The sequence below is a fragment of the Staphylococcus haemolyticus genome (assembly GCF_006094395.1).
GTDB lineage: Bacteria > Bacillota > Bacilli > Staphylococcales > Staphylococcaceae > Staphylococcus > Staphylococcus haemolyticus.
Genome location: NZ_CP035291.1, coordinates 2452345 through 2476345 on the forward strand (window position 1 = coordinate 2452345; position 24001 = coordinate 2476345).

The 24001-nt window shown below is 33.5% G+C and carries 25 protein-coding genes and 1 pseudogene; 11 read left to right on the forward strand and 15 right to left on the reverse strand.

Going from position 1 to position 24001, the window contains the following annotated elements; all coding sequences use genetic code 11:
• Positions 1-143: 143 nt before the first annotated feature.
• Entirely contained in the window at positions 144-494 is a 351-nt protein-coding gene (locus EQ029_RS11900) for a winged helix-turn-helix transcriptional regulator (protein WP_053020040.1), read from the reverse strand.
• Positions 495-595: 101 nt separating this feature from the next.
• Here EQ029_RS11900 and hxlA point away from each other — a divergent pair, with 101 nt between their 5' ends.
• A complete protein-coding gene (hxlA, locus tag EQ029_RS11905; RefSeq protein ID WP_053020041.1) occupies positions 596-1231 on the forward strand; it encodes a 3-hexulose-6-phosphate synthase in 636 nt (211 codons plus the stop codon).
• An 88-nt stretch (positions 1232-1319) separates the two neighbouring features.
• On the forward strand, positions 1320-1838 hold the full coding sequence (locus EQ029_RS11910; protein ID WP_057504940.1) for a type 1 glutamine amidotransferase domain-containing protein: 519 nt from the start codon (positions 1320-1322) through the stop codon (positions 1836-1838).
• Positions 1839-2105: 267 nt separating this feature from the next.
• Here the strand turns inward: EQ029_RS11910 and EQ029_RS11915 are convergent, their stop codons facing one another.
• The 6 genes and pseudogenes from EQ029_RS11915 to EQ029_RS11940 all read right to left on the reverse strand — a co-directional run bounded on the left by EQ029_RS11915 (position 2106) and on the right by EQ029_RS11940 (position 7129).
• Positions 2106-2201 carry a type I toxin-antitoxin system Fst family toxin gene (locus EQ029_RS11915; protein ID WP_115172249.1) on the reverse strand — a complete coding sequence of 32 codons (96 nt, stop codon included), beginning with the start codon at positions 2199-2201 and terminating at the stop codon, positions 2106-2108.
• Positions 2202-2942: 741 nt separating this feature from the next.
• Complete coding sequence (locus EQ029_RS11920) at positions 2943-3401, reverse strand: DUF1307 domain-containing protein (RefSeq protein ID WP_016931397.1); 459 nt, start codon at positions 3399-3401, stop codon at positions 2943-2945.
• Positions 3402-3549: 148 nt separating this feature from the next.
• Entirely contained in the window at positions 3550-3816 is a 267-nt protein-coding gene (locus EQ029_RS11925; protein WP_053020042.1) for a hypothetical protein, read from the reverse strand.
• Positions 3817-4000: 184 nt separating this feature from the next.
• Entirely contained in the window at positions 4001-5671 is a 1671-nt protein-coding gene (locus tag EQ029_RS11930) for an IS1182 family transposase (RefSeq protein WP_053022020.1), read from the reverse strand.
• Between the two features lie 282 nt (positions 5672-5953).
• Complete coding sequence (locus EQ029_RS11935; protein WP_011276862.1) at positions 5954-6202, reverse strand: GlsB/YeaQ/YmgE family stress response membrane protein; 249 nt, start codon at positions 6200-6202, stop codon at positions 5954-5956.
• Positions 6203-6379: 177 nt separating this feature from the next.
• Positions 6380-7129, reverse strand: a pseudogene (locus tag EQ029_RS11940) (amidohydrolase family protein).
• A 215-nt stretch (positions 7130-7344) separates the two neighbouring features.
• Between EQ029_RS11940 and EQ029_RS11945 the strand changes: the two are divergent.
• Positions 7345-7602 (forward strand): hypothetical protein, encoded by a 258-nt coding sequence (locus tag EQ029_RS11945; RefSeq protein WP_011276864.1) that lies wholly within the window; start codon positions 7345-7347, stop codon positions 7600-7602.
• 203 nt (positions 7603-7805) lie between these two features.
• Positions 7806-8876, forward strand: a complete 1071-nt coding sequence (locus EQ029_RS11950; protein WP_052151825.1) for an Ltp family lipoprotein — start codon at positions 7806-7808, stop codon at positions 8874-8876.
• Between the two features lie 217 nt (positions 8877-9093).
• On the opposite strand, the gene rpsR is transcribed toward EQ029_RS11950, so the two are convergent.
• The 3 genes from rpsR to rpsF are packed head-to-tail and all read right to left on the reverse strand — an operon-like array spanning position 9094 to position 10214.
• On the reverse strand, positions 9094-9336 hold the full coding sequence (rpsR, locus tag EQ029_RS11955; protein WP_002447994.1) for a 30S ribosomal protein S18: 243 nt from the start codon (positions 9334-9336) through the stop codon (positions 9094-9096).
• 47 nt (positions 9337-9383) lie between these two features.
• Complete coding sequence (gene ssb, locus EQ029_RS11960) at positions 9384-9896, reverse strand: single-stranded DNA-binding protein (protein ID WP_011276866.1); 513 nt, start codon at positions 9894-9896, stop codon at positions 9384-9386.
• A gap of 21 nt (positions 9897-9917) precedes the next feature.
• Positions 9918-10214, reverse strand: a complete 297-nt coding sequence (gene rpsF / locus EQ029_RS11965; RefSeq protein WP_011276867.1) for a 30S ribosomal protein S6 — start codon at positions 10212-10214, stop codon at positions 9918-9920.
• A gap of 290 nt (positions 10215-10504) precedes the next feature.
• Between rpsF and EQ029_RS11970 the strand changes: the two genes are divergently transcribed.
• Both EQ029_RS11970 and EQ029_RS11975 read left to right on the forward strand, forming a co-directional pair.
• Positions 10505-11311 carry a glycoside hydrolase family 25 protein gene (locus EQ029_RS11970; RefSeq protein ID WP_033079913.1) on the forward strand — a complete coding sequence of 269 codons (807 nt, stop codon included), beginning with the start codon at positions 10505-10507 and terminating at the stop codon, positions 11309-11311.
• Positions 11312-11376: 65 nt separating this feature from the next.
• On the forward strand, positions 11377-11568 hold the full coding sequence (locus EQ029_RS11975; protein WP_011276869.1) for a hypothetical protein: 192 nt from the start codon (positions 11377-11379) through the stop codon (positions 11566-11568).
• A 141-nt stretch (positions 11569-11709) separates the two neighbouring features.
• Here the strand turns inward: EQ029_RS11975 and ychF are convergent, their stop codons facing one another.
• The 4 genes from ychF to EQ029_RS11995 all read right to left on the reverse strand — a co-directional run bounded on the left by ychF (position 11710) and on the right by EQ029_RS11995 (position 14936).
• Positions 11710-12807, reverse strand: coding sequence for a redox-regulated ATPase YchF (gene ychF / locus EQ029_RS11980; RefSeq protein WP_011276870.1), 1098 nt, complete (start codon positions 12805-12807; stop codon positions 11710-11712).
• 11 nt (positions 12808-12818) lie between these two features.
• Positions 12819-13022 (reverse strand): DUF951 domain-containing protein, encoded by a 204-nt coding sequence (locus tag EQ029_RS11985; protein WP_011276871.1) that lies wholly within the window; start codon positions 13020-13022, stop codon positions 12819-12821.
• A 21-nt stretch (positions 13023-13043) separates the two neighbouring features.
• Positions 13044-13925 carry a mechanosensitive ion channel family protein gene (locus EQ029_RS11990; protein WP_037559655.1) on the reverse strand — a complete coding sequence of 294 codons (882 nt, stop codon included), beginning with the start codon at positions 13923-13925 and terminating at the stop codon, positions 13044-13046.
• 180 nt (positions 13926-14105) lie between these two features.
• Positions 14106-14936 (reverse strand): ParB/RepB/Spo0J family partition protein, encoded by an 831-nt coding sequence (locus tag EQ029_RS11995; RefSeq protein ID WP_057504828.1) that lies wholly within the window; start codon positions 14934-14936, stop codon positions 14106-14108.
• An 814-nt stretch (positions 14937-15750) separates the two neighbouring features.
• On the opposite strand from EQ029_RS11995, the gene EQ029_RS12000 reads away from it, so the two are divergent.
• From EQ029_RS12000 to EQ029_RS12020, 5 genes are all read left to right on the forward strand, one after another.
• A complete protein-coding gene (locus EQ029_RS12000) occupies positions 15751-16854 on the forward strand; it encodes a PLP-dependent transferase (RefSeq protein ID WP_011276874.1) in 1104 nt (367 codons plus the stop codon).
• On the forward strand, positions 16851-18026 hold the full coding sequence (metC, locus tag EQ029_RS12005; RefSeq protein ID WP_037559657.1) for a cystathionine beta-lyase MetC: 1176 nt from the start codon (positions 16851-16853) through the stop codon (positions 18024-18026). Before EQ029_RS12000 ends, metC begins: the two co-directional genes overlap by 4 nt.
• A complete protein-coding gene (locus EQ029_RS12010; RefSeq protein WP_011276876.1) occupies positions 17980-19818 on the forward strand; it encodes a bifunctional homocysteine S-methyltransferase/methylenetetrahydrofolate reductase in 1839 nt (612 codons plus the stop codon). Before metC ends, EQ029_RS12010 begins: the two co-directional genes overlap by 47 nt.
• Entirely contained in the window at positions 19815-22064 is a 2250-nt protein-coding gene (metE, locus tag EQ029_RS12015) for a 5-methyltetrahydropteroyltriglutamate--homocysteine S-methyltransferase (protein ID WP_011276877.1), read from the forward strand. The genes EQ029_RS12010 and metE overlap by 4 nt, the downstream gene beginning before the upstream one ends.
• A gap of 155 nt (positions 22065-22219) precedes the next feature.
• The gene (locus EQ029_RS12020; protein ID WP_037559660.1) at positions 22220-22963 is read left to right on the forward strand and encodes a cyclase family protein; all 744 of its coding nucleotides are present in this window, start codon (positions 22220-22222) and stop codon (positions 22961-22963) included.
• Positions 22964-23080: 117 nt separating this feature from the next.
• Here EQ029_RS12020 and EQ029_RS12025 read toward each other — a convergent pair whose 3' ends face one another.
• A complete protein-coding gene (locus EQ029_RS12025; protein WP_011276879.1) occupies positions 23081-23854 on the reverse strand; it encodes an inositol monophosphatase family protein in 774 nt (257 codons plus the stop codon).
• Positions 23855-24001 lie beyond the last annotated feature (147 nt).

The following is a 24001-nucleotide window of genomic DNA, read 5'->3' on the forward strand; positions in this document are numbered from 1 at the left end:
AAAATACTCATTTTTAATACGACCTATTCCATAAAAGAATAGATTTAAAAGCAACTAAAAAGCTCTAAAAGGTGCATTAAAGTTTTGTAAAACTTTAATGCACCTTTTTTGGTGAAAACTTCTGATAATTGTAGGTTCTCTCGTTATCTATGATTATTACTTTTAACTGTATCTAGAAAATCATCTCCCCAATCACAAATTGAAAAGACTACTTTATCAAGCTTTAAACCTATTTCAGTCAATCTATAATCCACTTTAGGAGGGACTACTGGATAAACCGTCCTTTCAAGAATTTTATCTTGTTCTAGTTCTCTAAGTTGTCTTATTAACATTCGTTGGTTGATATCAGGTAGTTTATTTTGTAATTCACTTAATCTTAAGCGCTCATTTTGTAAAAGATGGTAAACAATGGCAATTTTCCATCTTCCACCAATGACAGACAGGGCTAAATCTTTCGATGTATAAAATTCTTTATTATTATATTCAATTAACAAAACAAATCCTCCATTTTATATAGTGACAAAAATGTCAGTATTGTTATTTGAAGTAACTAATACCATAATAGCATTATAAAAGATAGAGAGGAGAAACTTTAATGAAATTACAATTAGCAATCGATCTATTAGACCAAAAAGAAGCAGCAAAATTAGCTCAAGAAGTAGAGGAATTCATTGATATTGTAGAAATTGGAACACCAATTGTTATAAATGAAGGACTATCTGCTGTTGAACATATGAGTAAATCAGTCACTAACACACAAGTATTAGCAGACCTGAAAATTATGGATGCTGCTAGTTATGAAGTAAGTCAAGCTGTAAAATTCGGTGCTGACATCATAACAATTCTGGGTGTTTCTGAAGATGCTTCAATTAAAAGTGCTATCGAAGAAGCACATAACCATGGCAAAGAATTATTAGTTGATATGATCGCGGTTCAAAATTTAGAACAACGTGCAGCTGAATTAGATAAAATGGGTGCTGACTATATTGCAGTACATACTGGTTACGATTTACAAGCTAAAGGTGTATCACCTTTAGAAAGTTTACGTACTGTTAAATCAGTTATTTCAAATTCAAAAGTAGCCGTAGCAGGTGGTATCAAACCCGATACAATTAAATCAGTGGCAGTTGAACAACCAGATTTAATTATTGTTGGTGGTGGCATAGCAAACGCTGACGATCCAAAAGCTGCTGCTAAACAATGTCGTGATATAATTGATGGAAATGCTTAACCATTTTTAATATATGTTTAAACTCCCCCCTTCTTAGTGTATATAATATCTAGATTTAAAAATTATAATTGAAAGGTAATGTTGTAATATGACTAAAAAAGTAGCAATCATTTTAGCAGATGAATTTGAAGATATAGAATTAACTAGTCCAAAAGAAGCATTAAAAAATGCTGGATTTGAGACTGAGATTATTGGTGATACAGCTAATCATGAAGTTGTTGGTAAACATGGTAAAAAAGTAACTGTAGATGTTAGTATCGCAGATGCTAAACCAGAAAATTATGATGCATTATTAATTCCTGGTGGATTTTCACCTGACCATTTACGTGGTGATGAAGAAGGACGTTATGGTACCTTTACTAAGTACTTTACTCAAAATGATGTACCAACATTTGCGATTTGTCATGGTCCACTTTTACTAGTTGATACTGATGATTTAAATGGACGTACAATAACTGGTGTTATCAATGTACGTAAAGATTTATCTAATGCAGGAGCACATGTTGTCGATGAATCAGTTGTAGTAGATAACAATATTGTAACAAGTCGTGTACCAGATGACTTAGATGATTTCAATAGAGAGATTATTAAACAATTAGAAGCATAAATTAAGATACATTATAAATAATTATTTGATAGATTAGACTATCGTCAAAGATCTAAACTTTGTCGATAGTTTTTTATTATTAATTTTGAAGCTCCAATTTTATTAAGATATATACATCAAATAATTCATAACGTCGTATTACATATTTTGCATTCCTATGCACTATGATGTTATAATACATTTAACGAAGATTATATGCATATATGCACCAATCCCCTCACTATTTGTGGTAGTGAGGGGATTTCTGATGCGGCTTAACGTCGCCTTCTATTTATTGCGTTTACTACTAAGCCAGTAAGTAAAATACGCAACTGCACAGCCACTAATGATTGGTGCAATGATGTGAACGAAGATCATAAGCATATTAAGCACCTCCTTCCGTCGAAAATACAGCCGGAAGTTAAGGCGACTCTATTATTATATCATCTGTAAACACGTAAGCATATCCACTTCAGATAAGTCATTTTATGTTATATCTTTGCTTTTTTATAGTATCAAGACAAGAAAAACTCGTTTTCAACTCATTTCAAAAATCAAAATCGAAAACTAAAATTAACCCTCTTTATCGTCTTTTTCTAAACCTATAATCATAATTAAGTAAAACGAATCAATTTTATAATTTCCAAATTTCATACAAAAAACTCCTTTTGTTTTCTTTTCAAAAAATAAAATTGCTTTATTGACGTTTAGCCTCGGAACCCTTGACATTCCCTAAACTTGTCGAATGGTCGGTTTAATAGCTCACGCTATACCGACATTCGTCTACAAATTTAGTTAAGGGTTCTTCTCAACGATCAATAAATTTTCTCGTCATAACTGCTATGTTATAATTAAAATATTCTTTCTTGATTTTTAATACTTTACCACTTTTTAATCAGCCAAAAAGTGAGTAAGAGCTACTTAAATTTTAAATGGTAGCTCTTTTTTATATTCTACTTTATTACAAATCAGAATACCTTTATTTTTAATTTTAAGGCAATATTTTGAAAAATTTGAGCAATCATTCCTGTTGAACATTTTAATTATAAAAGTCATTAAAAATAAAAAATAACGCCAGCTTTTTGCTAACGTTATTCCAAGTGTATAAAATATATTAAGTCAAAATTAGTCTTCTTTTTCTTTAAAACCTTCTTTTTTCATTTCCTTCTCAGTTTTCTTCATACTAAAACCATTCCCTGTATTACCAGACATACTAACAATATCTTTAGATTTTAAAGTATCAATATCAGCATTTTTTAAATCTATAGTTATAGTTTCTACAATCCCTTCATCATTCTCTTTAACAGTTTCCTTTACGCCTTTAACGTCTTGCATTTTTTTACTTTCTTTCTCTATTGCTTCCTTCATTATTTTTTTAGATGTATCATCATTCAGACTAAAATCGCTATATTTCAAAGTATTTACAGATTTTTGTTTAATTATTTCGTCCCCTTTATATGTATAAGTTACCTCCATTTTCACATTAGATTCTTCTCCAACAAATGTTTTAGTTTTTTCAGCTCCACAAGCAGATAAAGTAATTAAAAAAACAATACTTACTACCAAACCAGTAACTTTTTTCATAATTTAATCTCCTTTGTTTTAATATTATATAAAATATTATATACCATTCATCCTAAAAATATGACCCTTACTTTAGTTAAAAATATATTAAATTTAGCGAAAAAAGAAATTGTTATAAACAACAAAATTCAATAATTTTATTTATTTATCACTTTATGCTTTTATTTTTAATTTTAAAGGAGAATTTTGAAAAATTAGAGTTATTTATATAGTTTTTTATACCCAAAAACTTATATTGGCTCTTAAAACGCAAATGAGAGCCAAATAAATATATTTTAATTTCACAAACAAAAATTTGAGCAAAACCAGTGACGATTTTTAGACACTGACCAGCTATATGCAAACTAAAATTTTGCATAAAATGGCTCAAAAAATCATCAACTTTTTTAGTTCCTGCAGGAGCAATTTCTTTCAAAAAACCACCGAATTTTGAATTGGCTCCAAATTCTTTGTAAGAGCATAAGGGAAATTTGCATACATTAAAAAATGTATGGTCTGGCGAAGCCAGACATTTCAAGGGATACAGAGATTTTAAAAAGGTATACATTTTTTGCGTTTTGTACCCCGATTGTACCCAGGCATTTTTAACATATTTTCAATCAAAGAGTCCGGGACATAAAGTTCTTGGATAAGTGAAAAAAGACAATTTCTATTGAAATAATATAGAAATTGTCTTTTTTATAAATTTTTTGATTATTTTCAGCTCGTTGAGCTACTACTTTTCTTATATTAAGTGCCATTAATACAAAACCAAGTTCTCTTTTGACTTTATTGAGTCCTCGGACAGACATCCGAGTGAAACCCAAAATAGCCTTCATAAATCCAAAAACAGGTTCCACATCAATTTTTCTTTGACTGTAGATATTTTTTGTTTCTGGTTCTGAAAGCTTTTTGTTAATTTGGGATTTAAAATATTCCCAGTTATAATTCTTCATTATTTTTTTGTTTGTTTTTGAATTGAAGTTCATACATTGATTTTTCAGAGGACATTCTGAACAATCATCACATTCATATAATTTGAAGTCTCGCTTATAACCATACTTATCATGACGATAGGCATATCTTTTAAAACCTAGCCGTTTATTATTCGGACAAATGAATTCGTCATTAATTTCGTCATAGTTCCAATTTTGAGTATTAAAGATGTCACTTTTATATTTTTTAGTTTTATCTTTTATAAACATTCCATATGTTATGAGTGGCGTTCGATTAAAGTCATCTATAATTGCCTTATAATTTGATTCACTACCATAACCTGCATCAGCTACAATATATTCAGGTAAATGACCGTAGGTCTCTTGAATTGAATTTAAAAATGGAATCATCGTTCTAGTATCCGTTGGATTTTGATACACATTATAAGATAAAACAAATTGGGAATTTGTCGCTATTTGTAAATTATACCCTGGCTTAAGTTGTCCATTTTTCATGTGATCTTCTTTCATTCTCATAAATGTCGCATCATGATCTGTCTTAGAATAACTATTTCTATCCTTTAAAATAGATTTTTGAAATTCGTATCGATACTTTCGCTCAAAATAATCATTGATTTGCTTTTTGTATTTTTTGATTTTAGTTCTTTTGAGACGTATTTGTTTTCTTGTTTTAGTACATTTTTCATTGTTGATATGTTGGTTTAAATCTTCGATTTCTTTATCTAAGTGACTACCAATCAAATCTATTTCTTCTTTTGTTAATTCATTATCATGATCTTCTTTAATTTCCGGTATGATTTTATTGGTTACCAATTCATGGTAGAGGGCTTTAGAATCCTCATTCATCTTTGATTCATGGTTTTGAATACTCTTTTTCCATACAAATGTATATCGATTGGCATTTGCTTCAATTTTTGTACCATCAATAAAAATAGCTTTATCATCTATAAGATTTTGTTTTACACACTGACTGTAAAATTGAATAAATAAAGATTCTAATAAAGCATCTACTTTTGGATTTACTCTAAATCGATTAATTGTTTTATAAGAAGGTTTTTGATTTTGTGATAGCCACATCATTCGGATGCTATCATTAAGCATTTTTTCTATTTTACGACCTGAGAATACAGATTGTGTGTAGGCATATAGAATCACTTTTAACATCATTTTAGGATGGTACGAAGTTGCACCACGGTGATGTCTGAATTCGTCGAATTCATTGTCAGGAATTGTTTCAACAATATCATTTACATGTCGTGAAATATCATTTGTGGGGATAAGAACTGAAGTTTCCATTGGTAGAGTAAGTTGAGTCATGTTATAATTTTTATACATAAGGCACCTCGTTAATTTAGTTTAGTGATGTTTATTAAATTATACGAAAGTGCTTTATTTTTTTAAAGTATTACAATGTAAAATTACATATAAATACAAAGTATTTTGGCGAGACTCTTGAGGGAACAGGACAAGCTGAAGACTACAGGCTGAAGCTGTCCCCTAAGAAAGCGAGCCAACAATACGGAGTATTGTAAATAAAGAAGCCAGTAAATGAATTTGTTAAAACTCATTTACTGGCTATTTCTCTAGGGTTTATGTCCCAGACTCTTAATATGGCTATTATTTTCTAAGTGCTTTTAAAATTAAAGAAACAACGAAAATAACAATAATTGCACCGATTAGTGCTGGAATGATTGGTACGCCACCCCATACAGGTCCCCAAGTACCTAACAATTTACTACCTACAGCTGAACCGATTAAACCAGCGATAATGTTACCGATGATACCACCTGGAATATCTTTACCCATGATCATACCGGCAACCCAGCCGATTAATCCTCCGACTATTAACATAACAATAAAGCCCATATTCAGAACTCTCCTTACATCTTCTATTTTTGTATACTTCTTTTATATACCACGCATCAATATGAATAAACATTAGGATATAATTTTATTATATTTTTATTTAAACTTATATCAAATCTCATTATAAAAATTATGGATAATTTATATATTCGTTTTCCACTACTACAAATTCGATTTTCATTCTGAAATTCTGTAAAATTTTAATGTATTTTTATAAAAGATCTTCTCTTGTGTCTCTTCATCAAAATGCTTTTGAATTAACTCAATATCTTGTTCACTAAAAGGGCGCTTTGCTCGCGTGGAAGGTAAATCTGTACCAAACATAATGGCATCAGGATTAATGTCAATCAGTTCCTTAATGGCTGCAATAGGCTCAACTTCTATACGTCCAAATCCTGTTGCTTTAACATAAACACCTTGTTTGACTAATGCTTTTAAATCTTCAAAACCTTCTACGGTCAAGCCAAGATGATCGATTGATACTTTAGGTAACGAACTTATAATTTCTTTATAATCTTTTAATTGTTTGGATTCAATATATATTTCAGAATGCCAGCCAACTAAATCATAGACTCTTTACGCAAACGTCTTAATAAGCGCTATATCTTCAGACCCACCACGTTTAACATTAAATCGAATAGCTCTAACTCCTTCATCATGTAATCGAAGAATTTCATCGTCAGATGTTGAGGCAGGTAGCTGCGTTATCCCAACAAATTAACCCTGAAGTTGATTTAAAGCCGATATTAAATAATCTTGGTCAAATCCTTGAAATGACCCTGATAAAATTGCGCCACCAACAACATTTAATTGCTGAGTATGATTTAAATAGTCATTAACCTTAAATGATGGAGGTATATAGCCGTTATTTTCCTTCACCGGAAAATCATAATCAATGATATGAAAATGCGAATCAAATATTTTCATTATAAATTTCTCCTTTATTTATATTTTTTGAAATAAAGATAACATAATTAATATTTATCAGCTAAAAGACTTGATAATTATTGTGAACAAGACTAGTATAGTTAAATAACTTAGGTTGTATATAAAAGACTCAATTATTTACTTATAATTAATTAAATTGGAAAGTAAGTAAAAATAATTTAAATTCAAACTTGTTTTTTAGGAGGTTATGTTTCATGAGTTCACATACACTTTTTAATTTAAGAACTAAACGAAATCTTGAAATTAACGAATTAACAGAATTAATTAATAAAAAATATGGTACACATTATGAACCCCATCAATTATGGGAATGGGAAAATCATCAACACGAACCTAAGTTTAAAGATGCAATGATTCTTGCAGACTTCTTTGACACACCTTACCAAATGTTAGTCGAAAGTAAATACAAAGAATATCAACAGCAAATTGACGATATCGATATTCGTTTATAATTTCTATTAAATGCCTGTCATACTATATATTTAGTGTATGACAGGCTTTTTTATCATATTTTTCGTTTTAAATAAAATTAATCACGATATAATGACTTGAATTTAAATTAATGTCATAAAATAAATTTAATAGCTATTGTATGTAATTTTTAATTTATGTATGATTGTAATAAGTGTTAACCAACTACAAGGAGGATATTTTAATGGCGTTTAATGAAGAGCCACCAAATAATACCAATTCATCCCAAGAACAATCACAAGAAACCAATATATATAATCAAGATAAAAATGAAAGTGTGAGTAATAATGAAAGTACTCAAAACGATGATTCCAATAGTTCGAATAAAGGGAAATATTGGCTTATTGGATGCGGCGCCGGTTGTGGCTGTCTAGTTATTTTAATTATATTAGTACTAGCAGCTTGTGTGATTTTTATGAAAGTCTCAGACTCAATTTCATCAAGTGATAGTGAAAATGCAACGCATGAATCCAAACAAGAAGGTAACTCTCGTAAAACTGGCGGGAATGATAAAGAAGAAGCTTTGCAACGTGCTGAAACTTATGCTAAATCAATGTACATGTCTAAAAAAGGTATCTATAATCAATTGACTTCTAGTAGTGGTGATAAATTTAATTCTAGTACAGCTAAATATGCTGTTAATCATTTAAAAGATGTAGATTATAAGGAAAATGCGTTAAAAACTGCAGAAGAAAGTAGTGATAACTTACATTTTTCGAAAAAAGAATTAACTGATTATCTTAAAAATGATGAAAATTCAGGTCAATTTACTAGTGAACAAGTAGATTATGCAATGAAGCATGCAAAAATTGACTATAAAGAAAATGCATTAGAAACAGCAAAACATATTAGTGACCAATCTTATTCTTCAAAATCGCAACTTGAAGACGAACTTACGTCTAAAGATGGGCGTCAATTTACGAAAGATGAAGCAGATTACGCAATGAAACATTTGAAGACGGATTTTAAAAAGAATGCATTAAAAAATGCCCAACGATATATGCAAGACTCTATCGAATCAAAAAGTGAACTTTATAATAAGTTAGTAGAATACGACGATTTCACAGAAGATGAAGCAAAATATGCTGCCGATAATGTAAAAGTAGACTACAAAGAGAATGCACTAGAAAGAGCAAAATCTTTATCTAAAGATGGCGATACTTCTAAATCAGATATTAAGGATATGTTGTCTTCTAAAGATGGTTTCAAATTTACTGAAGAAGAAGCACAGTATGCCGTTGATCATTTAAAATAATGATTTAATGACAATAAAATATTAGTATTTATAATATCGAATCCCCTTCAAGCTAAATTATTAATTTAGTATCGGTGGGGATTTTCTTGATATAGTACAACTTAGTGTTTAATGTAAAATTATTATTATATCCTTTTTCTGTCCTTTCCCTAAAATTCAAAGCAAAAAAGTAACCCCATAAGCCTTAAGCCTACGGGGTTTAACCAATACTTATATATTAGTTTTCGTCTTTAACATATGGTAATAAAGCCATATGACGAGCACGTTTGATAGCTGTAGTCAACATACGTTGATATTTAGCTGAAGTACCAGTTACACGACGTGGTAAAATTTTACCGCGTTCTGAGATAAAACGTTTTAATAATTCAGTGTCTTTATAGTCAATGTGTGTAATACCATTTGCTGTGAAATAGCATACTTTTTTACGACGACGTCCGCCTCTTCTTGGTCCACCTGCCATGGTTAATTACCTCCTTTGGAATATTTTTTTATACGTTCATTTTGTTATTAGAATGGTAAGTCATCATCACTAATATCAATCGGTCCGTTTGCGTTTGCAAATGGATTATCAGATTGTTTATTATTTGATGAATTATTGTTATTGTAAGATGTATTTTGTCCTGATTGTTGACCACCAAATCCTTGACCGTAGTCTTGGAAATCATTGTTATTACTTTGATTACGTTGGCCACCTTGAGCATTTTTAGGTTCAAGGAATTGAACACTATCTGCTACAACTTCAGTAACAAAGATACGACGACCTTCTTGATTTTCATAACTGCGTGATTGTATGCGACCATCAACGCCAGCTAGACTACCTTTGAATAAATAATTATTCACATTCTCTGCTTGTCTTCTAAATACAACAACATTGATGAAGTCAGCTTCGCGTTCCCCTTGAGCATTCGTGAAAGTACGATTAACTGCTAGAGTAAATGTCGCTACACTTACGCCTGAGGGAGTGGTTCTGTATTCTGGATCTTTAGTTAAACGACCTACTAATACAACTCTGTTTATCATTAAAACGCCCCCATTAATTTATTACTTATCTTGGTCTTCACGGATAACGATATAACGGATGATATCGTCACTGATTTTAGCTAAACGTTGGAATTCGTCTGTGGCTCTGTTGTTATCAGTTTTAATGCGTACGATGTTATAGAAACCTTCTTTGAAATCTTCAATTTCATAAGCAAGACGGCGTTTACCCCAGTCTTTTTCTTCTAAAACTTCTGATCCTTCTGAAGCTAAGATACCGTTGAAGCGTTCAACAACTGCTTTTTTAGCATCTTCTTCAATGTTTGGACGTACGACATACATAATTTCATATGTTCTCATTTTATACTTGCACCTCCTTGTGGTCTATGCGGCCTATCGAATACTAACGATAAGCAAGGAATAATTTTCATTACTCACAATCAAGAATTATAGCACAGAGTATTACTTTTTACAATATATTTTATTCAGCATCAGTTCCGCTAATTTACATTGTTTATAATCTTATTTTTCAACATATGTGTCGTGTCAATTATAAAGTTGCGAATCATTAGTTTTTGTACTACCATCACAACTGCATTTTGCATATTAATATTATTTTTAAAAAATAAAATATCTAAAGGAGAGCTCAAATGTTCAAGAAAACAACATCATCTATTGCATGTTTAACTATTATGGCGACTTCTATAGGTGCGTTAAATGCAAACGCTTCTGAACAGACTGAAGGTAGCCAAAAAGGAACGATGGGGTATGGATATCAAAAATATCTAAAAAATCATCCCAATGAACAAAGCAACGCTACTAGTAACCGTTCAACCTTTTCAACAAAATCTAAAGTAATCACAACACAAAATGGCGATCGTGTGTTAGATATTTCAGAATGGCAAGGAAACTTAACGGATTCGCAAGTTAAACAACTAAAAAAAGATTATAATTTCATCATTATCAGAGGTCAATATGGTTCTGAATATGTTGATCAATGTTTGGAGAATAATTCAGCTTTATTAGATAAAAATAATATGAAATTCGGCGTCTATTCATATAGCCTGTATGAAAATGCTGATGATGCTCGAAATGAAGCTCAAACGCTTTATAGTCGTGCACCTAAAGCTTCATTCTATGTAAATGATTTTGAACAAAATTCAATCACTTCTGGTGATGCTGACACTGCTACAAAAGCTTGGGCTGATGAAATGAAACAACTTGCAGGGAATAAAAAAGTATTATTTTATTCTTATGAGAACTTTATGACCAACAACGTTCCGAATGCTGTAAGTGCCTATGATGGTTATTGGTTAGCAGCTTATCAAGAGCAAGAACCTAATAGAGAGAAAGTTTTATGGCAATACACAGATAGTTACTATGCCCCTGAACTAAACCAAAACGTTGATGCTAATTACATAGATGCGAATGTTACTGCTGATTGGTTTACTAGTTAAAAAATTTATACATAACACTTTATTTTTACGAACACTTGTTCTATAATATAGTCGAGGTGTAAAACATGCAATTAGATTTAGATTGGAATAAAGATTTTCAAGAATTTCAAGAAGTCTTAAATTGCGGTATCAATCCAGAATGGTTATATTGTGCGAAAGCCAATATGATTCTTGAACCTGCATACACTGGAGAAGGTAAACAGTTTTTTAGCACCAAAGATATTATTGAAGCAAGTAAAGTTATACCGTTCTTTTAAGATATAATGAAATAAACAATATAAAAAAAGCAATGTAAGTCTCCTGTCATTCAAGCCAAGCGAAACTTACATTGCTTTTTATTTTTTTATCAAATATTTAATTTTTACTATGCATATCGCTATAATAATTGGATGTGATTATTAAACGTTAAATCTAAAGTGAACGATATCGCCATCTTGCATAATATATTCTTTACCTTCTAAACGTTGTTTACCCGCTTCTTTAGCACCTTGTTCGCCGCCATGCTCAACATAGTCATCATAACTTGTCACTTCGGCACGGATAAATCCACGTTCAAAGTCAGTGTGAATAATACCTGCACATTGTGGTGCTGTCATACCTTGTCTGAACGTCCAAGCACGCACTTCTTGTACACCTGCAGTAAAGTATGTTGATAAACCTAATAAATCATATGTTGTTCTGATAAGTACGTCTAGTCCTGGTTCTTCAATGCCTAAATCTTCTAAGAACATTTCTCTATCTTCGTCATCTAATGTAGCGATTTCTTCTTCGATTTTTGCACTAATAACGATAACTTCAGAATCTTCTTTTGCTGCATATTCTCGAATTGCTTTTACTTTATCGTTATCTTCATCACCAATCTCGTCTTCTCCAACATTGGCAATATATAACATTTTCTTAGACGTTAGTAATTGTGCTTGGTTAACGTATCTTTGATCTTCTTCATTGAAGTCTAAGCTACGTACAGGATCGCCATTTTCAAGTGCTTCTTTGATTCTAGATAGAATTCTCATTTCCATTTCAGCAGTTTTATCTTTTTGACGCGCCATTTTTTCAATTCGAGGCAAACGTTTTTCAACTGATTCTAAGTCTGCTAATACTAATTCCATATTAATAACTTCAATATCGTCTAAAGGATTTACGCGTCCTGATACGTGCGTTACATTTTCATCATCAAATGCACGTACAACTTGGCAAATTGCATCTACTTCACGAATATGTGAAAGGAATTTGTTTCCTAAACCTTCACCTTTAGAAGCACCTTTAACAATACCTGCAATATCAGTAAACTCAAAAGTTGTAGGAATAGTTTTTTTAGGTTTAACCATTTCTGTTAATTTATTTAAACGTGAATCTGGCACCTCTACGATACCTACGTTTGGATCAATTGTTGCGAATGGATAGTTAGCGGCTAATGCTCCCGCTTTTGTTATTGCATTAAATAATGTAGATTTACCTACGTTCGGCAATCCTACGATTCCTGCTGTTAAAGCCATTAATCATTCTCCTAACCTTCAGTATCTTGATTTGATACTAATATTTTCTTTAATTTTTTATTGAACGTTTGACGTGGAATCATAATACTTCGTTGACAATTCTCACATTTGATGCGAATATCAGCACCCATACGAATAATTTTAAATCGATTAGTTCCACATGCATGTTGCTTTTTCATTTCTACTATATCATTTATTCCATAATTTGACGTCATGAAATTACCCCTCAATAATAATTAAGATTTGCCTTGTTGATTATTATTTTTAATATAAATTGGTTGTGGTAATTTAATACCTTCTTGAACAAATACTCTTTGAATTTCTTTACGTAATATTCTTGAGCCGGATACCCCTTCACCTGGAATAGTTTCAGCAGATATTCTAAACGTTACTTTAGTTTCATCCAACGAATCAATACCTTCTACGACTGGATCAGTGATAAATAAGTAATATTTGCTACGCATTGCAGTAAATAGTTTATTTAGACGCTTTTCTACCTTGTCTAAGTTTTCTTCTACAGATACCGGAATTTCTACTATAGAGAAACCATTAGTAATAGAGAAATTAGTAATTTCTCCCATACTACCATTCGGTAAAATCGTTAATTCACCAGTGATTGTGTTAATTCGTGTTGATCTTAAGCCAATAGATTTTACTGTTCCTTCTGCTACTGTTGTACCACCGCTATTGATTTTAACATAATCGCCAACGTCAAATTGATTTTCAAATATAATAAAGAAACCAGTGATGATATCTTTAACAATCGTTTGAGCACCGAAACCAACAGCTAAACCGACAACACCGGCACTGGCGATGATACCTTCAACACTAATTCCAAATTTACTTAAGATAGTAGTAATCACAATGAACCAAACAATGTAGCTCACTACGTTTTGCACAAGCGAAATAAGCGTTCGAGAACGTTTCTTATTACCTTTGCTACTGCGATTTTGAATTTTAAATGCTTGTTCAATTACTTTGTTTAATATTGCTATGACGATAAGTGCAACAATAATATATATGATAATTAGTGCTATTTTAATAGATAAATTTTCATATGTTTCTATTTTAGTTAAAGGTTCAAATAATGAAGACAATACATTTTTGACCTGATTCATGTAATAGTAACCTCCCTATTCAACTTTTCTATAATTAAATTATTATACTCATTTATTGCGCAATATGTATCCGTCTTAAGCTTTATTTTATTACTTATTTCCTTGGCAAAGCCTAAGATGTAACACATCTTAACTCACTCTTTCATAGAGTATCACTCTATCAATACGATTGATTACGTATCATACTTCGTCATTGAGTTTTTGAATGAGTCGTTTAAATTCTTCTTCTGTTTTGAATTCAAATGTTATTTTACCTATATTCTTGCTAGTTGAAATGTCTACTTTAGACCCAAACTTTTCTTTTAGTCGACGTTCTTGCTTTTGAATAAACATAGGTTTTATTTGCGTTGTTGCTTTGCTTTTTTTAGACTGCCCACCGTCTTGTAATTCATTTACAACCTGTTCAAGATATCTAACACTCCAATTTTCACGTATGGCTTGTTGGCTTATCTTTTTCATCATAGTGACATCTTTAATGCCTAACAACGTGCGTCCATGTGCACTAGATAACGCACCTTCTTTGACTTGATTCGAAATATCTTTGGGTAAATTTAGCAATCTTAGCATATTTGCGATATATGGTCGTGATTTGCCTAGTCGTTCCGCTACTTTTTGTTGTGTTAATCCTAAATCATTCATGAGGCGCTGGTAACTTTCAGCTTCTTCAATGGCATTGAGATCTTCTCTTTGTAAATTCTCGATAATTGCTAATTCCATCATGTCAGAATCGGACAATTCTTTAATAATGGCAGGTATCTCGGTTAACCCTGCTAATTGAGATGCTCTAAATCGTCTTTCGCCAACAACTATATAGTAGCCCTGTACAGTCTGACACAATACAATGGGCTGTAATACACCATGAGTTTGTATTGACATTGCTAAATCACTTAATCTATCATCGTCAAATGTTTTACGAGGTTGATATGGATTGGCTTTAATTTTAGAAAGATCAATTTTTTGAATTTGTTCATTTTGACTTATCGCCAATCGCTCATCTTGATTATGACTCACTATTTTCACCCCTCTAAGCCATTATTAATATCGTATTTGGATCATTATCTAAGAACTCGTCTTTTGTAATCACAGCAAACCAACTTATTTTTACATTATAAATTCAATGGCACGCATTTTTTAGTACTTATTTATTTTAAAAAATATAGAATAGGTTTAACAAGTAAATTAGACAAATGAAATGAAAAAATTAAATTTTTTTATGTAGAAATATCGCTATATTATCAATACTTTAAGCGTTTTCTGAATTACCTTTATAATCTTAATTTTCAGAAAAGTTATTGACAAATGTAATTTAGGTCTGTAAGCTATGAATTAACTTAAAAAAACACAAATTACACACTGTAATAAGGAAAGTAGAACTTACACTGCTAATACAGAGAGTCTCCAAAGCTGAGAAGAGACATTGAAAGAAAGTTTGAAAATGGCCTTTGAGTGTTGATGCCAATACGAGGTGTCAACGGGTTCGCCCGTTATAGCGATACAGTATTAACATTTATTGTTTAATGGCGTACTGGAATTCTAGACGTCGCTAATCATCGTTAATACTCATTTACTTATAATCAAGTTAAATGAGTTTTTTAATGTGAACCTTTCATTCGACTAAAGTGTCACATAACGATTAAATTAGCGTCCACTATCTCAGTACACTTTTATTCACAAAATGGCGTACTGTTTGAGGTTACTTTAGCAATAAAGTAATAAATAAAGGTGGTACCGCGAAACAGGCTTTCGTCCTTTACATCCGATGCATATCGGGTTTAAAGGACGGGAGCTTTTTTTATTGGACAAAAAATTGAATGGAGGATTTGACATGAAAGATACTCAATTAGCACAAATATCATTAACTAAAGATATTACTGGCGCAATAGCCAACCCTATCTATTTGTCTACTGCATATCAACATCCTCACCTTGGTCAGTCAACAGGCTATGATTATACAAGAACAAAGAATCCAACACGTTCTGCATTTGAAGAATCCTTTGCGAAATTAGAAGGAGGTATTGCTTCATTTGCCACTTCAAGTGGCATGGCTGCAGTACAACTCATATGTAACTTGTTTCAACCAGGTGATGAAATATTAGTCGCTTTCGACTTATATGGTGGTACATTTAGATTATTTGACTTTTATGAAAAACAATATGGTATCAAATTTAAATATGTTGATTTCCTAAATTATGAAGAAGTTGTTAACGCTATTACGCCCAATACAAAGGCACTTTTCATAGAACCTATTTCGAATCCACAAATGATCGAAATTGACGTTGACCCTTATTACATCTTAAGTCAACAGCATAATCTATTAACAATTATCGACAACACGTTTTTAACACCTTATTTATCAACGCCTTTAGAAGACGGTGCAGACATTGTACTCCATTCAGCAACTAAATATATTGGCGGTCACAATGATGTATTAGCTGGGGTTGTAACTGTTAAAGATGGATCATTAGCTGAGCAACTTGGACAATTGCATAACATGATTGGAGCAACATTGTCTCCTATCGATAGTTATTTATTACAACGTGGTTTAAAAACATTACATTTACGTATTGAACGGTCAGAGGCAAACGCTAAAAAGTTAGCCGAGCGATGTAAAGTTTCTAGTGCTATAGACGAAGTGCTGTACAGTGGTAAAACGGGCATGCTGAGTTTACGTCTAAATAAAGACTTTAGCGTTGCTAAATTTTTGGAAAATTTAGAAATCTGTATCTTCGCAGAAAGTCTAGGTGGAACAGAAACATTCATTACTTTCCCATACACACAAACGCATGTCGATATGCCGGATGAAGAAAAAGATAAACGTGGCATAGATGAACACCTTATACGCTTATCCATTGGTATTGAAGATTATAACGACATTGAGTCAGATATTTTACGAGCATTGGAGAATTCTAAAGTAGGAGTGATTTCATGAGCTTATCAAAAGAAACCGAAGTTATTTTTGATGAACACAGAGGTGTAGATTACGATTCAGCAAACCCACCACTTTATGACTCTTCAACATTTCATCAAAAGGTGCTTGGTGGCAATGCAAAATTTGATTATGCCAGAAGCGGCAATCCAAACCGCCAACTTCTTGAAGAGAAATTAGCGAAACTTGAAGGAGGACAATATGCATTTGCGTACGCCTCAGGTATCGCAGCAATTTCAGCGGTATTACTAACATTAAAAGCAAATGATCACGTCATTCTTCCTGATGATGTATACGGTGGTACATTCAGACTTACAGAACAAATTTTAAATCGCTTTGATATTCAATTTACGACTGTTAATGCTACACAACCTAAAGAAATTGAGCGTGCGATTCAGCCGAATACCAAACTCATCTACGTTGAAACACCATCCAATCCTTGTTTCAAAATTACAGATATACGTGCAGTAGCGGCGATTGCTAAGCGTCATCACTTACTTTTAGCAGTAGATAACACATTTATGACACCGTTGGGTCAATCACCACTTGCACTTGGCGCTGATATTGTGGTTCATTCAGCTACTAAATTTTTAGGTGGCCACAGCGATATTATCGCAGGCGCTGCCATTACAAATCGTAAAGACGTCGCTGATGCATTATATCTTTTACAGAATGGTACGGGCACTGCATTGTCAGCGCATGATAGTTGGACATTAGCCAAACACTTAAAAACATTACCTGTGCGGTTTAAACAATCAACATCAAATGCGGAGAAACTTGTAGCATTTTTAAAAGAAAGAGAAGAAATTGCCGAAGTATATTATCCAGGAAACAGTTCATTACACTTATCACAGGCAAATAGCGGTGGTGCCGTGATTGGATTCCGATTAAAAGATGAAACGAAAGCACAAGACTTTGTAGATGCTTTAACTTTACCCTTAGTTTCAGTAAGTCTTGGGGGTGTAGAAACGATATTATCTCATCCGGCCACAATGTCACATGCTGCTGTTCCTGAAGATGTTCGAAATGAACGTGGCATTACCTTTGGCTTATTCCGATTAAGCGTAGGTCTAGAACAACCTCAAGAATTAATTGCTGACCTCAACTACGCATTAAAGGAGGCTTTCAATGAGTCGATTATTGAATCAATTACAGAACAACGTTTTAGTAGCTGACGGTGCAATGGGAACAATTCTCTATTCAGAGGGTTTAGATACATGTCCAGAAGCTTATAACTTAACACATCCAGAAAAAGTAGAGTCTATACATCGTTCTTATATAGAGGCCGGTGCCGATATTATCCAGACCAACACGTATGGTGCTAACTTTGAAAAGCTAAGACGCTTTGGCTTGGAACATAAAGTAAAGGACATTCATAAGGCAGCTGTAGCCATCGCAAAACGTGCCGCACGACCTGATACTTTCATACTTGGCACAGTAGGTGGTTTCAGAAGTTTACAGCAAGAGGAATTGCCTTTGTCCACCATTCAGTATCACGCTGAAAATCAAATCGATACACTCGTTGAAGAAGGTGTCGATGGGTTATTATTCGAAACTTACTACGACTTAGAAGAACTGACAAATATTGTTACAACAACACGTCGTAAATACGATATACCTATCATCGCGCAATTGACCGCTTCAAATACGAATTACTTAGTCGATGGTACTGAAATCAATAAAGCTTTACAGCAATTAGTTGCTTGTGGCGCCAATGTTGTTGGATTAAATTGCCATCACGGTCCACACCATATGCAACGCTCATTTTCACATATTGAGTTACCAGAAACGGCTTACTTATCATGCTATCCAAACGCAAGTTTACTGGATATTGAGAATAGCGAATTTAAGTATAGCGATAATGCACAATATTTCGGAGATGTCGCACAAGAACTTATTAATGAGGGTGTGAGATTAATTGGAGGATGTTGTGGCACAACACCACAACACATTGCATATATCAAATCATCTGTAAAAGATTTAAAGCCTGTTAAAAATAAAAACGTCATTCCGATCAATCGTCAGACAAATCGAGCAGTCACACATACGTATAAACATAATTTAACAACAAAAGTTAAAAACGGACCAACAGTTATTGTCGAACTCGATACACCTAAACATTTAGATACAGATCTCTTCTTTGAGAATATTGGCAAACTTGACGAAGCGAACATTGATGCTGTTACCCTCGCTGACAATTCACTTGCTACTGTACGTGTTAGCAATATCGCTGCAGCGAGCATCATACGCCAACGTTATAACATTGAACCCCTCGTGCATATTACATGTCGAGATCGTAATTTGATTGGCTTGCAATCACACTTACTTGGCTTATCGCTTATTGGCGTTAATGAAATTTTAGCGATTACAGGTGACCCTTCAAAAGTAGGCCACCTACCCGGTGCCACGAATGTCTACGACGTAAATTCAAAAGGATTAACCGAATTAGCATTAAGATTCAATCAAGGTATTAATACTGATGGTGATGCGCTGAAGAAACATACAAACTTCAACATCGCTGGTGCATTTGACCCTAATGTACGCAAACTTGACGGTGCAGTAAAACGCCTTGAGAAAAAAGTAGCTGCCGGTATGAATTACTTCATTACACAACCTGTGTATAGCAAAGAAAAAATTAAAGAAGTATATGAGGCGACGAAACATCTTAATGTCCCTCTATTTATAGGTATCATGCCTATCGCAAGCTATAACAACGCACTTTTCCTACATAACGAAGTGCCTGGTATTAAAATGTCTGAAGACGTATTAAGCCAATTTAAAGCAGTAAAAGATGATAAAGAAAAAACAAAAGCATTAAGTTTGAGACTTTCTAAAGAATTGATTGATACAGTGCATGAGTATTTCAATGGTTTATATATTATCACACCATTCCAACGTATCGATTATTCATTAGAACTCGCAGCATATTCTAAAGCAATTACCCAAAACAAGGAGGCAATATCATGACAACAATTACAACTTCAAATTTAGGATTCCCAAGATTAGGTAGAAAAAGAGAATGGAAAAAAGCCATCGAAAGCTATTGGGCTAAAAAAATCGATAAAGCAGAATTAGATCAAAAGATAAGTGACCTACATAGAGAAAATTTACTATTACAAAAGCACTATAATTTAGACAGTGTACCTGTCGGCGACTTCTCATTGTATGATCACATTCTCGATACATCATTATTATTCAACATCATCCCTGAACGTTTTCAAGGTCGCGAAGTTAACGATGATTTATTATTCGATATTGCTCGTGGTAATAAAGAACATGTCGCGAGTGCATTAATTAAATGGTTCAACACAAATTACCACTATATTGTTCCTGAATGGGATAATGTTGAACCTAAAGTAAATCACAACGTTTTATTAGATCGTTTTAACTATGCGAAATCCCTTAACGTTAATGCACACCCTGTGATTGTAGGACCTATTACTTTTGTGAAACTGTCTAAAGGTGGTCATCAATCATTCGAAGAGAAAGTTCAAACACTATTACCATTATATAAAGAAGTGCTTCAAGCATTAGTTGACGCTGGTGCAGAGTATATCCAAGTTGATGAACCAGTATTAGTTACTGATGAAAGCGAAGCTTATGAAGCTATTACTAGAGAAGCTTATGACTACTTTGATAAAGCAGGTTTAGCTGACAAATTAGTCATTCAAACTTACTTCGAACGTGCCAATGTTAAATTCTTAAGTTCATTACCAGTTGGTGGTTTAGGATTAGACTTTGTACACGACAACGGTTATAACTTAAAACAAATTGAATCAGGTGACTTCGATTCATCTAAAACATTATATGCAGGTATTATTGATGGCCGTAACGTGTGGGCTGCAGATATCGAAGCTAAGAAAAAATTAATCGAAACGTTACAAGGACACGCAAAACATATCGTTATCCAACCTTCATCATCTTTATTACACGTTCCAGTATCATTAGATGATGAAACTTTAGAGCAATCAATCGAAGAAGGTTTAAGTTTTGCCACTGAAAAGTTAGATGAATTAGACGCGCTACGTCGACTATTTAACCAGAACGACAGCGCAAAATATGACAAATTAAAAGCACGTTATGAACGTTTCCAAAGTCAGTCATTCAAAAACTTAGAGTATGATTTTGACAGTGTACCGACAAGCCGTAAATCACCTTTCCCTGAGCGTAAAAAAGCACAAGACGCACGCTTACACTTACCTGACTTACCAACAACAACAATTGGTTCATTCCCACAAACACAGGAAGTACGTAAATATCGTGCCGATTGGAAAAACAAACGTATCTCAGATGAAGCCTATAACAACTTCTTAGAAAGTGAAATTGCACGTTGGATTAAAATCCAAGAAGATATCGGTTTAGATGTATTAGTGCATGGTGAATTCGAACGTAATGACATGGTTGAATTCTTTGGAGAGAAACTTCAAGGTTTCTTAGTAACAAAATTTGGATGGGTACAATCATATGGTTCACGCGCAGTTAAACCACCAGTGATTTACGGAGATGTAAAATGGACTGAACCATTAACAGTCAAAGAAACAGTATATGCACAAAGCTTAACTGACAAACCAGTTAAAGGTATGCTAACTGGTCCTGTAACTATCTTGAACTGGTCATTCGAACGTGTAGATGTACCACGTAAAGTCGTTCAAGACCAAATCGCTTTAGCCATTGACGAAGAAGTATTAGCGCTAGAAGAAGCGGGTATAAAAGTAATCCAAGTCGATGAACCTGCACTACGTGAAGGTTTACCATTACGTTCTGAATACCATGAACAATATCTTGCAGATGCAGTAAATTCATTCAAATTAGCAACATCTTCAGTACAAGATGAAACGCAAATTCATACGCATATGTGTTATTCTCAATTTGGTCAAATCATCCATGCTATCCATGAATTAGATGCTGATGTAATTTCTATTGAAACATCACGTAGCCACGGTGATTTAATCAAAGATTTTGAAGATATTAACTACGATTTAGGTATTGGCTTAGGTGTTTATGATATTCATAGTCCACGTATCCCTACTGAGGATGAAATCGCTACAGCAATCGATCGTTCTTTACAACAAATTGACCGTTCACTTTTCTGGGTTAACCCAGACTGCGGCTTAAAAACACGTAAAGAAGATGAAGTAAAAGATGCTCTAACTGTACTTGTAAATACAGTTCGTAAAAAACGTGCATCAAATAACCAAAACAAACCCGCGTAGGAGGGAGCAGGGAGCCGTACAGAAATCACTTGTGATTTCGTCGTACGGCCCCGGCACAGATGACTAGAACTGAAGCGAGCTTTTCCTAAAGCGATGAGTCGGTTCAGTCAGCCACTGCCATAATCAACATAGAATAACAATTGGAGGTGTTTTACATGCCAAACTATCCATTATGGAATCAACTAAATCAACTGAAAGAAGCAACTTGGGTGGATTTAACACATACCTTTGACCCGGAAATACCTCGCTTTAGTGAATTTGAAAAAGGTGAAGTTTCTACTCTTTTCACAGTCAAAGAGCACGGCTTTTACGTGCAACGTTGGAATATTGTCACTCAATATGGTACACACATTGATGCCCCTATTCACTTTGTTGAGAATAAACGTTACTTGGAAGATTTAGACTTAAAAGAATTAGTATTGCCCCTTATCGTTTTAGACTTTTCAAAAGAAGCTGCAGAAAATGCTGACTTCATCGTCACACGTGACCATTTAGAGGCATGGGAAGCTAAAAACGGACGTATTGAAGAAGGCACGTTTGTAGCATTACGTACAGATTGGTCAAAACGTTGGCCAGATATTGAACAATTTGAAAATAAAGATGCTGAAGGTAATCAACATTTACCGGGTTGGGGATTAGACGCCTTGAAGTTCTTAATCGAAGAACGTGGCGTAAAATCAATTGGCCACGAAACATTCGACACAGATGCGTCGGTAGATACTGCAAGAAATGGAGATATTGTTGGAGAACGCTATATTCTTGGACAAGACACATTCCAACTTGAATTGTTAACGAATTTAGACCAATTACCAACGCGTGGTGCAGTCATTTACGCGATTAGTCCGAAACCGAAAGACGCACCTGGTTTCCCAGTACGTGCATTTGCGATTAAACCTTAAACAATGACACTTTTTAGGCTTGATATTGAGCAATCAAAGCCATAACTTTCCTAATATTAATAAAAATCCTGCCACATCAACCGTTACGTGTAAGTGCCGGTATATGGCAGGATTATTTTATTGATACGTTTTTATAATATTGATAATGTCTTCGTGAATATCTGGATGCGCAATAATTGCACCCTTAACGTGATTTAAATCGATAGCGTTGCCTTGAATGTCTGTCACAATTAGTCCTAACTCTTTCGCATATAATAATTGCGCACTCATATCCCACAGGTTTGCGCCCATATCGATACTTGCTCCGAAATCCCCTGTAATTGTTCGCAACGCACCAATGCCACCAGCACCAATAAATCGAAAGCCATGCGATTTTGAAATCAATGCCTTTAATAACTCGGAACGCGCACGTTTTGGATCAATAGAAATCAAAGCATCGTTGAGATGATGATACTTGTCTACATGAAGTGGCACACCATTAATCGTCACACCTTGACCTTGAACAGCTTTATATAATTTCTGTTGATAAAATTCATATGTATAGGCTAGTAAAGGCTCGCCATCGTAGAATAAACATACAATTAAACAATAATCTTTACCTTGCTTAACAAGATTGGTTGTTCCATCAATGGGATCTATCGCCCAAGCATAGCCACGATACATATCTACTTCACTGTTACTTTTTTCCTCACCCATAATCTGATGTTCTGGGTAATTCTCTTCGATAAACTTAGTAAAATCAGCTTGAACTTCCTTGTCGATATTCGTCACTAAATCTAAATCATGCTTCTTTGTTTCAACAGCCACATCATTCAACATCATATCAACCTTACGTGCAATCTGTGCTATCCATGCTTCAATACGACAATCAATCTCTTGAATTGCGCACACGCCCTTCTCACCTCTCTATTTTAAAAAACTTATCTGATTGGCATTCTCCACTATCTATATGTCAGAAAGTCTATCCTACCGCAATTTGAACACTTTAATCATACATAACAATATTAAGTAAGTAAAATGACTTTATTTGAGTTCCGC

What these genes read in the sequence shown, in the direction of transcription:
- EQ029_RS11950 (WP_052151825.1), top strand. Translation starts at nt 7,806, where the DNA reads ATGGCGTTTAATGAAGAGCCACCAAATAATACCAATTCATCCCAAGAA.
- metC (WP_037559657.1), top strand. Translation starts at nt 16,851, where the DNA reads ATGAGCTTATCAAAAGAAACCGAAGTTATTTTTGATGAACACAGAGGT.
- EQ029_RS11985 (WP_011276871.1), bottom strand. Translation starts at nt 13,022, where the DNA reads ATGACGTCAAATTATGGAATAAATGATATAGTAGAAATGAAAAAGCAA.
- EQ029_RS11915 (WP_115172249.1), bottom strand. Translation starts at nt 2,201, where the DNA reads ATGCTTATGATCTTCGTTCACATCATTGCACCAATCATTAGTGGCTGT.
- hxlA (WP_053020041.1), top strand. Translation starts at nt 596, where the DNA reads ATGAAATTACAATTAGCAATCGATCTATTAGACCAAAAAGAAGCAGCA.
- EQ029_RS11945 (WP_011276864.1), top strand. Translation starts at nt 7,345, where the DNA reads ATGAGTTCACATACACTTTTTAATTTAAGAACTAAACGAAATCTTGAA.
- metE (WP_011276877.1), top strand. Translation starts at nt 19,815, where the DNA reads ATGACAACAATTACAACTTCAAATTTAGGATTCCCAAGATTAGGTAGA.
- EQ029_RS12010 (WP_011276876.1), top strand. Translation starts at nt 17,980, where the DNA reads ATGAGTCGATTATTGAATCAATTACAGAACAACGTTTTAGTAGCTGAC.
- EQ029_RS11920 (WP_016931397.1), bottom strand. Translation starts at nt 3,401, where the DNA reads ATGAAAAAAGTTACTGGTTTGGTAGTAAGTATTGTTTTTTTAATTACT.
- EQ029_RS12020 (WP_037559660.1), top strand. Translation starts at nt 22,220, where the DNA reads ATGCCAAACTATCCATTATGGAATCAACTAAATCAACTGAAAGAAGCA.
- ssb (WP_011276866.1), bottom strand. Translation starts at nt 9,896, where the DNA reads ATGATAAACAGAGTTGTATTAGTAGGTCGTTTAACTAAAGATCCAGAA.
- EQ029_RS12000 (WP_011276874.1), top strand. Translation starts at nt 15,751, where the DNA reads ATGAAAGATACTCAATTAGCACAAATATCATTAACTAAAGATATTACT.
- EQ029_RS11975 (WP_011276869.1), top strand. Translation starts at nt 11,377, where the DNA reads ATGCAATTAGATTTAGATTGGAATAAAGATTTTCAAGAATTTCAAGAA.
- EQ029_RS11910 (WP_057504940.1), top strand. Translation starts at nt 1,320, where the DNA reads ATGACTAAAAAAGTAGCAATCATTTTAGCAGATGAATTTGAAGATATA.
- EQ029_RS11970 (WP_033079913.1), top strand. Translation starts at nt 10,505, where the DNA reads ATGTTCAAGAAAACAACATCATCTATTGCATGTTTAACTATTATGGCG.
- rpsR (WP_002447994.1), bottom strand. Translation starts at nt 9,336, where the DNA reads ATGGCAGGTGGACCAAGAAGAGGCGGACGTCGTCGTAAAAAAGTATGC.
- rpsF (WP_011276867.1), bottom strand. Translation starts at nt 10,214, where the DNA reads ATGAGAACATATGAAATTATGTATGTCGTACGTCCAAACATTGAAGAA.
- EQ029_RS11990 (WP_037559655.1), bottom strand. Translation starts at nt 13,925, where the DNA reads ATGAATCAGGTCAAAAATGTATTGTCTTCATTATTTGAACCTTTAACT.
- EQ029_RS11935 (WP_011276862.1), bottom strand. Translation starts at nt 6,202, where the DNA reads ATGGGCTTTATTGTTATGTTAATAGTCGGAGGATTAATCGGCTGGGTT.
- EQ029_RS11930 (WP_053022020.1), bottom strand. Translation starts at nt 5,671, where the DNA reads ATGTATAAAAATTATAACATGACTCAACTTACTCTACCAATGGAAACT.
- ychF (WP_011276870.1), bottom strand. Translation starts at nt 12,807, where the DNA reads ATGGCTTTAACAGCAGGAATCGTAGGATTGCCGAACGTAGGTAAATCT.